Origin of the sequence: Desulfosporosinus sp. OT (assembly GCF_000224515.1) — a bacterium.
Taxonomy (GTDB): Bacteria; Bacillota; Desulfitobacteriia; order Desulfitobacteriales; family Desulfitobacteriaceae; genus Desulfosporosinus.
In genome coordinates, this window is record NZ_AGAF01000167.1 from 15,953 (window position 1) to 27,737 (window position 11,785).

Here is an 11,785-nt window from a genome sequence, read left to right on the forward strand (position 1 = left end):
ATCCATCCAAAGCCTATCTCTCCTGATTATGCATCGTATAATTGTAGCATAGCATCTTCCCCTTTACTACGCAAGTTCGACACCGTTCTTCTTGAGGACTTGTGTGACACAGCGCTCAGTCCTACGACGCAGAGCAAACTAACCGTTCAAGCTCCTGACTTTGGGGAGCGGGGTGCCCGCCAGATGAGCCATCCTTGGCTCACTGGCGGCAGTGCACATCCTTGTGCACTGCCCCGTGTCTGGGGTCGGTCGCTTGAACGGAAGTTTGCTGGGCTGCTTACGTAAAGACTTCGCGCTCGTGTCACACTGCGTCCTGGGCTTGGGTCCGGGGAACGGAATGTTGGGGAGGACGGCACATTTCATGTGCACCGTCTGAAATTAGGAGAGGGACGGAGAACGGGGGGACTTGTGTGACACAGCGCTCAGTATTTACGACGCAGAGCAAACTAACCGTGTAAGCTCCCGTTTCATCAGAAAGAATCCTCTTCGTCCCAACCAGAGTTAGGGTGGAAAGACAAGGAAATACAGAAAAGGCTTTACGCCTCTTCTGTATTTCCGTTCACTTGTTCCTCACTTTTAGTCTGACGATATATTCCCTTTGCCGTGATCACTTATTGTTTTCCGCAATTTTTTCCCTACGGCATGGACGCCGCTTTGGCTGAAAGACCTTAGTTCCTTGCAGTCCCTCTCCAAATCGTCCAAATCAGCGCATCAAGCAAAGCCTGGGCACTAGCCTTGAGAATATTCTTGGACACGCCGATTGTTCCCCAAACTTCTTGATCCAGGCGAGTATCGATGATAACCCGCACAATGGCTTCTGTTCCACGCGAACCGTCGAGAACCCTCACCTTATAATCCACAAGTTCACTCTCTCCTAAAATCGGGAAGAAACTTACGAGGGCCTGTCGCAATGCCGTATCCAAGGCATTCACGGGACCATTTCCTTCAGAAGCAATTTGTACTGATTGTTCACCGACTTTGACTTTGACCACCGCGACAGAATCAAGTTCTCCTCGTAAGGGGTCACTCCAAACATGATAATCTAATACTTCAAACGGTGGAGCTGGGAACTTGCCAAGTATCCGTAGTAATAATAGATCGAGACTTCCTTCAGCTGCTTCGAATTGAAACCCGGTGTGTTCTAACTCTTTGATCTCGACCATCGCCTTTTCAACTCGAGGGTCATCCTTACTCATAGCAGGTTCAAAACGCTGCAAACGTTCCAAGATATTAGCCTTCCCGGCCTGATCTGAGATTAGAATACGACGCTCATTTCCCACCCCAGCAGGGTCCATATGCTCAAAGGAACGTTGATTCTTAAGGATCGCATCCACGTGCATACCCGCTTTATGAGCAAAGGCACTGCGCCCCACATACGGCTGACGATCATCAAAGGGCGCGTTGGTAAGCTCGGCAACGAAACGTGAAAAGGGAGTGATCTTTAGCAAAGCCGAATCAGAAACGACCGAGTATCCCCCTTTGACTTGTAATAAAGGTATCAGAGTACTTAAATTAGCATTACCACAGCGTTCCCCGAACCCATTCCAAGTCCCCTGAATTTGAGTTACCCCAGCTTCCACTGCTACGTAGGAATTGGCGACGGCTAGACCCCCATCATTGTGGACGTGGATTCCAAGTTCTTGTGGCGAAAATGCTTGCATAACGGCCCGAACCCCTTCGGTTATTTCTCCGGGCAAACATCCTCCATTTGTATCACATAAAATCGCCATCGACGCCCCGGCTTCAAGCGCAGCAGCGATGCACTTCAAAGCATAGTCCGGATTTTCTTTAAATCCATCAAAAAAATGTTCGCCATCAAAGAAAACCTCACGTCCTTGGGAAACCAAAAAAGCAACGGACTCTCGGATCAGACGCAGGTTTTCCTCACGAGTTGTCCGCAATACATCACGAACATGCAGATCCCATGACTTCCCAAAGATTGTGATCGTTTTAGCTTTTGAAGCGAGCAGATTCAACAAGATATTACTCTTCTCTGGAGACTCATTAACTTTGCAGGTGCTCCCAAACGCTGCGATACGTGCCTGCGACAGATGCAACTCGCTCACGAGCTGGAAAAGTTCTTCATCGCGTGGATTTGCACCCGGCCAACCCGCTTCCACATAAAGACTCCCCATTTCTTCTATCCGCTTCACATAACTCAACTTATCTCGCGTTGAAAAATGAATCCCCTCACCCTGAGCCCCATCTCGCAACGTCGTATCGTACACTGTAATTTTCTTTTTCTCCTGATTTTGATTCATACTTTTCCTCCTTTTTTTTAGCGCATCTATAGAAAACTTGGTTGGCGCTAAGCCTTAGCGCAGGCGGCTGCCTAGTTGCACTTATGATACAGAAAGTATGTAAACGAAGTTTATACTTTCTGATAAGTATAAAGAAAACTTATACTTTCTGACAGTACTAAAAAGCCCCGCGCCGAGTTCCAAAGAACTTGCCACGGGGCTTTTCTCCCACACGGTGTAGTTGGCACCATCCAACCAGTATCGCTCGGACCAGACCCTTGCGGCGGAACCCTAGATACACTTCTTCATGGTGCTATTATACGACAGATACCCATTAATACACAACAGTTCAATCACAGAATATTGAACCAAGTTAAAGAGCGTTTCCTTTCACGGGCAGCTGTAAGGCAAACAAGCATCATCCCCGCCTCGTTCCCAACCCCACGGTGCAGTACCGAAGCAGAGGGGTGAATTGCTTAGTGAACATGTTCGCGGCGTTGCGTCAAGTGCAACTTACACTACAAAACGATAAGCAAGCCATGGGTTCACATGCAGAAAGCCCAGAGGTTTGGCGGCTTGTTTTGTAGTTAAGTAAACAGCAACAGAGCGCATGTGAACGGGCAATTCGCACATCTGCTCGACCCAAGCCGTCCTAAAACCACTGAGCACCTACATTAAATGTCAATACCTCAAGATTTACCACTAGGTCAACATTGCGCAGCTCGATCTCAGGCGGAACGTTTAGTACCACTGGTGCAAAGTTCAAGATAGCTTGTACACCTGCTTGGATCAATTGATCAGCGATTTCTTGCGCCACAGCCGCCGGCACAGCGACAATACCGATCTGCGTGCGGTTTTGTTTCACCACTTCTGCCAATCGATCGATAGGCAAAACCTCCACGTTGCCGATCATTGTTCCCACCTTGCTGGGATCTGAGTCAAAAATACTCGTAATAATAAAACCCCGTTCACTAAACCCTTTATAGGAACTCAAGGCCAATCCTAAGTTCCCCACCCCAACCAGGGTCACACTCCAATCAACGCTTAAACCAAGAATCCTCAGAATATGTTGACGGAGATCTTTAACATTATACCCAACACCCCTTGTCCCAAACTCCCCAAAGTAGGCCAGATCCTTCCGTACTTGTGCAGGACTAACGCCGACTCCATCAGCAATATCTCCCGAGGAGGTGGTTATAATTCCTTTTCGATCAACTTCAGTCAAATGACGTGAATAAACTGATAGTCGAATAATTGTCGCCTCTGGAATTTTTAGCGTTTTCAATTGGTTCCCTCATTTCTCACTATAATTTGTCAAATATAGATAGTTAATTATATCACTATCCAGGAAAAACACAATTTGCGTATTTATTCCCGTGAATATGTAAACAACATTCTAATCCTTGAAACCATACCTTCTACATCTATTCAAGCGTCTTTGCGTCCAAGACGCAAACAGTCCCACAACGCTCACGTTGTCCTAACCTCGTCGACCCACAAGCCTGGAGGAAGTTTCTTAGCTTAGAGAGCACTTTAGTGGAATTGCGTCAATGAGCGCAGTCGATAAGACATTAAGAAACGCAACGGGACTTGTCCAAGACTCAAACAAGACGTTCGAGGTTAGAGCATCGCCCGAAGACACTGTCTTCGCACGCATGCTACCAAGAACCGTCCCCACTTGCATCCAGAAGCGCCTTTGAGTCAAAGACGCAAACAGTCCCACAACACTCACGTCGTCCTAACCTCGTCGACCCACAAGCCTGGAGGAAGTTTCTTAGCTTAGGGAGCGCTTTAGTGGAATTTGCGTCAATGAGCGCAGTCGATAAGGCGTTAAGAAACGCAACGGTTCACATTCAGAAAGCCCAGAGGTTTTGCGTTTTAGCCTTAGCGACAAGCGAATAGCAAATGGAACGTGTGCGACCGTGCTAAGACACTTTCTCCCTCTATTATTTACCAGAAAACTTATTAATAACCCTCTGAGATTCAAAATATAGTGACAATCCCAAAGCGTTTTGATCTTCACTATTGATTTTTGCCCGAATTCGATTATACATTTGATGAAGTGCTTCCAATTCTTTTGGTGGATGCTCCCCTGCCAAGGAATTCCAGGCCTGCTCTTCTTTGGCCAGAACCTCCGCCGTCATCCCCTTTTGGAGTATCGTATTGACGTTTGTTAACAGTTCTGCTGTTAGTTGTGAACCATTTCCGGCGACACGGAATGACCGTTCTGGAAGCTCTATTTGTTTCGGAATGGTTTGGATTCCTTTTTCGGCAAGGAATTGTCGCATCCGTTTAAGCTCGTTTGCTGAATGACCCAAGCCTATACCAACTATCCAGGGATTAGCGTTTAACACTTCGGCATCAAGGGCTAACACCTGAAGTCTTTCTCTCGTCAACTGCGCATTCGTTTCATTTTGAAAAACGCCAACCTGACAAGTCCAAAACGTCGCTTTTGGAAGGACTAGTACTGTTCCATCGAGGGTATTGGAAACTTGTTGGCTTTTTTGTGATCCTTCTGCCTTCACACGACTGGATTGCCCTACGAGTTCCAAATAAACCTTACCAATCCCCAACGTCAGTAAACCCAAGGCCATCATCCCCAAGATTAAGACAATGACAATTCGAATTCGCTCTAACCCTTTCCTTCTCCCTTGCATGCTTCCATTCCCCTTCCGTGTTGCTTGGACAGTCCTTTTACCGGAAGATATGTTTTTAATAAAGGAAATAGACTTTAAAAAACAAAAATAAGAAAAACGCCCGGTATCGTTAACCGTAGCGCTTTTCTTATTTTTATATTTAAAAAAATCTCGATAAAATCGTATAAAAAAGGGCAGCAAGAAGAGATGTTGAAGGAATCGTTACCAGCCAAGCGACAAGCATCTGTTGAGCTACACCCCAACGCACAGCGGAAACTCGTTTGGCACTCCCAACCCCCATGATCGAACCTGAAACGACATGGGTGGTGGAAACAGGCAAATGCAAACCAGGAAATACGGTCGCTGACCAGATGACAATCGAGGAACTTAAATCTGCAGCAAACCCATTGATGGGCTCTAGTTTAAAGATCTTGCCTCCCATGGTATGAATGATCTTCCAACCACCTGCAGCGGTTCCCAAAGACATGGCTAAGGCACAAGCAAATTTCACCCAAAGGGGCGGGGCCAGAACCGTTTGGGATTGCAACCCAGCCGCGATCAGGGCCATGGTGATAATTCCCATCGATTTCTGGGCATCATTGGACCCATGGTTAAAAGCCAGCAATCCTGCAGAGAATATTTGCATTTTCTTAAATCCGTGATTGACACGGGATGGTGCAGCATGAGCAAAAATAAGGGCCAAAATCTTCATAATCGTAAAACCAAGAATCATACCGATAATTGGGGAAAAAACCAGCGCTGCTAAGATTTTCCCTAAACCCTCCCACTGCAAGACGCCAAATCCTATCCTGGCAACGGCGGCTCCGCTCATACCGCCGACAATGGCGTGCGAAGAACTGCTGGGAATTCCCATATACCAAGTAACGAGGTTCCAAGCGATTGCGCTGAGCAAAGCGGCAATTACGACCTCTTGAGTCACAAATTTAGGTGAAATAATATCTTTGGCAATCGTTTGGGCAACCCCTGTACTATAAAGAGCTCCAATAAGATTAAAGGTCGAGGCGAGAATCACAGCCCGTTTGGGTGTTAACGCCCGAGTCGAAACACTGGTGGCAATGGCATTTGCTGTATCATGAAATCCATTGATGTAGTCGAAAGCAAGGGCTAAAAACACCACAACGACTAACATCATACCTAGATTAGTCATATTTTAAGACCACACTTTTGAGAAGATCGGCAATGGATTCACAATGATCTAACGTCGCTTCAATATGCTCCAGGATCTCTTTCCATTTAATAATCTCAATCGGGTCTTTCTCGTGTTCGAACAAACGAGCTACTTCCTGTCTATAAAGCTTGTCCCCAGCGCATTCCAGGTGGTAGATTTCTTCGGCAGCGGCCTGGATCTTGGTCTTTTTATAGTGAATATTCCCCAAGCAAGAGAATGCTGTCTGAATTTGCTCTGCCGCCAGGCCCACCAAATGGACAAGTTCTTGTGTTCCCAGAGAGGGTTTGCCCGTACGATAAAGATGCATGCGCTCTACTGTGCCTTCGGCATAATCAACGATATCATCCAGAACTTGGGCTAGCTTGTAGATATCTTCACGATCCAACGGAGTAATAAACGTGGAATTCAGCCGTTCTAAGATTTGAGTGGTTACATTGTCTGCTTCATGTTCGAAGCGCTGCATTTGAGCAGCGTCTTCTGCGGAAACGAAATCTTGTTGCATAATTCCTTGGAGCCTTTTAAGTGATTTAGTGATGATTTCAGTGCTTTGGCCAAAGAGTTGATAAAATTTATCTTCTTTTGGTGACAAACTGAACATAAAAAATAACCCCCAACCTAAATATTTTCTCAGAACCCCATCGGAAATAGCCTCAAACGGACAATATTCGTAATTTTTCAACAAAACTCTACGTACATTGAGTAAGTCGGCTTCATTCCACGGAGTATTATATCAAATCAAAGTGGGTTTGTGTAAATTGTATGTTAAGTTTTTTACCATCATTCTCTTTGGTCCCGATTTTCTTAATATTTTAATTTTTCAATTAAAGCTTGGCGAGCATCGGCCAGCATGTAAATCGAACCTGTTACACAAAGCATATCGTTCCCCTCGAGCCGGCTGAGTGCAAAGATAACCGCTTCCTTAGGATTTTCAATGCAGGTTACCGGTCGACCATGTTCTTCAGCCAAACTTCCCAAAGCCTTCCAGTCACCCGCACGTGGTGAATCAGGGCGAGTGATAATGATTTCATCGGCCAAAGGCACAAGCATAGTTACCACTTTTTCCCGTTCCTTGTCGGCTAGCATACCCAAACAAAGGATGAGGCGGTCCCGGGTATAGAGGTGGATAGCCTGGGCTAAGGCCTGTGCTCCGTCCACATTGTGCGCCCCATCCAAGAGGACTTTAGGCTTTAGGGAAAGTAGTTCTAAGCGTCCCGGCCACACGACCTCGCTCAAGCCAGTATAAATGGCCTCTCGAGTGATATTAACTCCATAGTCATTTTTCAGCACTTCACAGACTGTCACCGCTGTGGCGGCATTACGTAGCTGGTGCAACCCTATCAAGCTCAAGCGCAGTTTCGAGTAAACCCCATGCAGCCCTGCCAGATCAAATTCCTGTTCCAGCTCCCCACTCCACTTGCTTTCCCACCGAACATCTTCTCCCACCAACCAAAGCGGAACACCCACGGCCTTAGCTTGTTCACGCAATACCTGAATCACTTCCGGATTTTCGGAAGCCGTCACGACAACTGAGTTCGGTTTAATGATTCCTGCCTTTACTTTGGCAATGGAAACCACATCAGAACCCAAATAATCCATGTGATCCATGCCCACATTGGTTATGACCGAGATGAGAGGGGAAACCACATTCGTCGAATCAATTGCTCCACCTAAGCCAACTTCAATCACAGCAAAATCGACCTTTTCCTCTGCGAAATAGAGAAAGGCCAGCGCGGTACTTACCTCAAACTCGGTTGGATGCTCGAACCCTTTGGCAACCATGTCCTCCAAAAGCGGGACCACGCGTTTAATCAACTGGATAACCCGTTCCTTGGAAACCATTAATCCATTGATTACCATGCGCTCCCGCCAATCATGCATATGGGGCGAAGTAAAGACCCCAACTCTGTGCCCTGACCTTTTCAAAATACGGGCGATCATGACCGTTGTCGAACCCTTGCCGTTCGTACCCCCCACATGGATTACGCGCAGAGCCTTTTCTGGGTTCCCCAACCGCTTAAGAAGTTCCTCAATACGTCCCAAACCGAAATTAATACCAAATGTTGTCATGTTGACGAGGTATTGTAAGCTTTCTTGATATTCCTTTTCGAGATATTTTTCGGACATACCCGCTTTCCCCTCCTATTTCAACTACTTCATGAAATTGCCTCTCCACTCATGCCTGTCACTAAACAGACAGCATCGCCAAGAATGGAGATCTCCCCTTACGAAGCTCGTCAAAGCCCGAGAGTACAAAGACACTCAAGCCTCGCGAATCGGACTTCGGCCTCACTTTACGCGTTTTGCTTTAACTCTTTTAGTCGTTCCTCTAAGGCAACTTTACGAGCCAGCACCGCATCAAGTTTTTCCCGTTCTTTAGCTACAACAGCCGCTGGTGCTTTACCTGTGAATCCTGGATTATTAAGTTTCACCTCCAAAGTCTGTTGATCCTGGATGGCAACAGAAATCTCCTTTTCCACACGGGCTACTTCTTTATCGAGATCCATCAACCCTTTTAAAGGCAGATAAATTTCGACTCCCTCCAAAACTGCACTAGCTGCTTGAGGAGGTTTCTCTGCCAGCGCTGCGAACAGCTCGACACTCGCCCCTCCAGCCAATTTCAGAATATCTGCTTTGCCATTTTCGAGGACTTCGCGTTGAGTCGCCTCAGGGGCCAGCATGATGATCTCTACTTTTTGGCCTGGTGCCACCTTCATCTCTGCGCGAATGTTGCGGATCGCTTTAATCGATTCCATGAGGAGGGTCATATTTTTATCAGCCAGTGCATCTTGATAGGTGGGTACTTCTGGCCACGCCTGCATCATAATAGTTTCGCCCTGTACAGGCAGGTTTTGCCATATTTCCTCTGTGAGGAAAGGCATATACGGATGCAAAAGCCGCAGGGTTCCTTCGAGAACTTCAAACAAGATGGATTGAGCCGTATGCCTTGCTAACCCGTCTGCCTTGTTATAAAGGCGGGGCTTGGTGAGCTCAATATACCAGTCACAGAATTCATTCCAAATAAACTCATAAAGTAAGCGGCCCGCTTCACCTAGATCAAAGTTTTCGAGAGCTTCTGTGACGTTCTCCACAGTCGCTGCATAACGAGAAAGAACCCAACGATCAGCCAGGGTCAGTTCCCCACGCGGCCCTTCTGCATAGTCTTCTAGATTCATCAGCACATAGCGAGAGGCATTCCAAATCTTGTTTGAGAAATTGCGGGTTGCTTCTAAACGTTCTGGATGGAAACGCAGGTCATTGCCCGGCGTATTGCCGGTGATCAACATAAACCGTAAGGTATCTGCCCCATACTGCTCGATCACTTCAATCGGATCGACGCCGTTGCCTAGGGATTTGCTCATCTTCCGCCCCTTCGCATCCAGCACCAGTCCGTGAATCATGACTTTAGCGAAGGGCGCTTCGCCCATGAACTGCATTGACATAAAAATCATGCGAGCAACCCAGAAGAAGATAATGTCCCGGCCCGTGACCAACACAGACGTCGGATAGAACTGGTCCAGTTCGGGCGTTTTTTCCGGCCAACCTAAGGTTGAAAAAGGCCATAGTCCCGATGAAAACCAGGTGTCTAAAACGTCAGGATCTTGTTTCAGGTGCTTGGCTCCGCAGGTTGGACAGCTTACCGGATCGTCCTTCGTGCAGATTTCTTTACCGCAAGCTTCGCAATACCAAACTGGGATGCGGTGTCCCCACCACAGTTGCCGGGAAATACACCAATCCCGGATGTTTTCCATCCAACCTAGATAAATCTTGTCAAATCGATCGGGAACGAACTCCAAACGCCCATCGCGCACGACCTCAATCGCAGGCTTCGCTAACGGCTCCATTTTCACAAACCATTGTTTACTAACCATCGGTTCAATAACACTGGAACAACGATAGCATTCCCCGACAGCGTGATCATGGACATCGATTTTGACGAGGACCCCTGCTGTTTTTAAATCTTCTACAACTTTCTTACGAGCGTCGAAACGGTCCATCCCCTGATATTTGCCTGCATTTTCATTCATTTTAGCTTCTTTATCTAAGACAACAACCTGGGGCAACTTATGGCGAAGCCCGATTTCAAAGTCGTTAGGATCATGCGCGGGCGTGATCTTTACGGCACCCGTCCCAAACTCTCGATCGACATACTCGTCAGCAATAATCGGAATTTCTCGCTCCACAAGGGGGAGGATCAACGTTTTTCCGATTAAATGGCTATACCGCTCATCGTCCGGATGAACCGCCACAGCCGTATCCCCAAGCATTGTTTCCGGCCGCGTAGTCGCTACAATCAAGGCCTCGTCACTATCTTTGACCGGGTAACTCAGATGATATAAATGGCCTTCCCTGTCTACGTGTTCCACTTCAATATCCGAAATCGTTGTGTGACATTTAGGGCACCAATTAATAATATAATTTCCTCTGTAAATCAAGCCTTTATTATAAAGATCCACGAATGCTTCCCTAACTGATTTTGAACACCCTTCGTCCATCGTGAACCGCTCACGCTGCCAATCACAAGAAGCACCCAGCCGACGTAACTGTTGCGTAATTCGTCCACCATACTGCCTTTTCCATTCCCAAACCCGTTCGACAAACTTCTCGCGCCCAAGTTGGTCACGACTCGTACCGTCTTTAGCTAACTGCTCTTCTACTTTAGCTTGGGTTGCAATCCCCGCATGATCAGTCCCCGGTAACCAGAGCGTATTAAATCCCCGCATCCGCTTATAACGCGTCAAAATATCTTGAATTGTGCTGTCCATAGCATGACCCAGATGAAGCGCACCCGTAACATTCGGTGGCGGCATCACAATACTAAAGGGCGGTTTATCCTTATTGACCTCAGCATGGAAAAACCCTTTTTCTTCCCAATATTGATACCACTTTCCTTCAACTAAGCCAGGTTCATAAGCCTTTGCCATTTCCAGTTTTTCTTGCTTTTCAATCTCTGCCATATTAATTTAACTCCTTTTATCTTAACTATTGAAATAACGTGTTACCGAATGAGCAACTAGGGATGGCTCATTACTGCATGTTTCCCTGAAACATGGTTCCTCTTTACACATTTGCCCATTAAAGTAACTTCTCAATCATCCTAGTTTAGTCATCCGCCCACTACGTTGCTTCAACGATAGATCTGCATTTGCCTATGTACATTGACCACCCTTGGACCGCCCTTGCATCCCACCAAATATTTTGCGTCAACGACGCAAATCCCCTCTCCCCTAGCTCTTTCCCGCTTTCCTCCATCCAAGCGCCTTTGCGTCAACGACGCAAACAACGAAAACATTTCTCGTCGTACCAACCCCCGTCGTACCAACTCCTGTCGTACCAACCCCCGTCGACCCCAAGCCCAGAGGAAGTTTCTCTGCTTAGAGAACGCTTTAGCGGAATTGCGTCAATGAGCGCAGACGATAAGGCGTTAAGAAACGCAACGGTTCACTTGCAGAAAGCCCAGAGGTTTTGCGTTTTAGCCTTAACGTCAAGGGAATAGCAATGCAGCGTGCGTGAACGGGCAGAGAAACTTCCTCCCCCTCTGACTCAAAAAAAGCCTCTCATCCTGGGTAAAGGACGAAAAGCTTTCGTGGTACCACCTTTATTCTGAGAAACATTGCGTTTCCCAGCACTTGTCATTTGCTAACGGGTTTTCCGTCAGTGAGTACTTCATTCCCCACTGCCTCTCCTGTGCGACCTGAGCGCCTTGCCGAAAAGGCCTCCCA

8 protein-coding genes and 1 other annotated feature (1 of these 9 only partly in view) are annotated in these 11,785 nt (G+C 47.1%); of the genes, 1 reads left to right on the forward strand and 7 read right to left on the reverse strand.

The window, feature by feature from the left end; all coding sequences use genetic code 11:
- Positions 1–99 precede the first annotated feature (99 nt).
- Positions 100–285 (forward strand): hypothetical protein, encoded by a 186-nt coding sequence (locus DOT_RS29785; protein ID WP_139024224.1) that lies wholly within the window; start codon positions 100–102, stop codon positions 283–285.
- A 383-nt stretch (positions 286–668) separates the two neighbouring features.
- Here the strand turns inward: DOT_RS29785 and cimA are convergent, their stop codons facing one another.
- From cimA to DOT_RS15690, 7 genes are all read right to left on the reverse strand, one after another.
- Positions 669–2,261, reverse strand: a complete 1,593-nt coding sequence (cimA, locus tag DOT_RS15660; protein ID WP_009620703.1) for a citramalate synthase — start codon at positions 2,259–2,261, stop codon at positions 669–671.
- A gap of 631 nt (positions 2,262–2,892) precedes the next feature.
- Positions 2,893–3,525, reverse strand: a complete 633-nt coding sequence (locus tag DOT_RS15665) for a redox-sensing transcriptional repressor Rex (RefSeq protein WP_009620707.1) — start codon at positions 3,523–3,525, stop codon at positions 2,893–2,895.
- A 661-nt stretch (positions 3,526–4,186) separates the two neighbouring features.
- Positions 4,187–4,897, reverse strand: a complete 711-nt coding sequence (locus DOT_RS15670) for a hypothetical protein (RefSeq protein ID WP_009620712.1) — start codon at positions 4,895–4,897, stop codon at positions 4,187–4,189.
- Between the two features lie 139 nt (positions 4,898–5,036).
- A complete protein-coding gene (locus DOT_RS15675; RefSeq protein WP_009620714.1) occupies positions 5,037–6,044 on the reverse strand; it encodes an inorganic phosphate transporter in 1,008 nt (335 codons plus the stop codon).
- Positions 6,037–6,663: a DUF47 family protein gene (locus DOT_RS15680; protein WP_040412421.1), complete on the reverse strand. Its 627-nt coding sequence runs from the start codon at positions 6,661–6,663 to the stop codon at positions 6,037–6,039. Before DOT_RS15680 ends, DOT_RS15675 begins: the two co-directional genes overlap by 8 nt.
- Positions 6,664–6,866: 203 nt before the next feature.
- Entirely contained in the window at positions 6,867–8,189 is a 1,323-nt protein-coding gene (locus tag DOT_RS15685) for a folylpolyglutamate synthase/dihydrofolate synthase family protein (RefSeq protein ID WP_009620718.1), read from the reverse strand.
- Between the two features lie 167 nt (positions 8,190–8,356).
- Entirely contained in the window at positions 8,357–11,020 is a 2,664-nt protein-coding gene (locus DOT_RS15690; RefSeq protein WP_040412423.1) for a valine--tRNA ligase, read from the reverse strand.
- Positions 11,021–11,629: 609 nt separating this feature from the next.
- Positions 11,630–11,785 (reverse strand) — a binding site (T-box leader); it runs 60 nt beyond the window's last position.

Excerpts from the sequence above, each read along its gene's own strand:
- cimA (WP_009620703.1), bottom strand. The coding sequence starts at position 2,261 with ATGAATCAAAATCAGGAGAAAAAGAAAATTACAGTGTACGATACGACG.
- DOT_RS15670 (WP_009620712.1), bottom strand. The coding sequence starts at position 4,897 with ATGCAAGGGAGAAGGAAAGGGTTAGAGCGAATTCGAATTGTCATTGTC.
- DOT_RS15675 (WP_009620714.1), bottom strand. The coding sequence starts at position 6,044 with ATGACTAATCTAGGTATGATGTTAGTCGTTGTGGTGTTTTTAGCCCTT.
- DOT_RS15680 (WP_040412421.1), bottom strand. The coding sequence starts at position 6,663 with ATGTTCAGTTTGTCACCAAAAGAAGATAAATTTTATCAACTCTTTGGC.
- DOT_RS15685 (WP_009620718.1), bottom strand. The coding sequence starts at position 8,189 with ATGTCCGAAAAATATCTCGAAAAGGAATATCAAGAAAGCTTACAATAC.
- DOT_RS15690 (WP_040412423.1), bottom strand. The coding sequence starts at position 11,020 with ATGGCAGAGATTGAAAAGCAAGAAAAACTGGAAATGGCAAAGGCTTAT.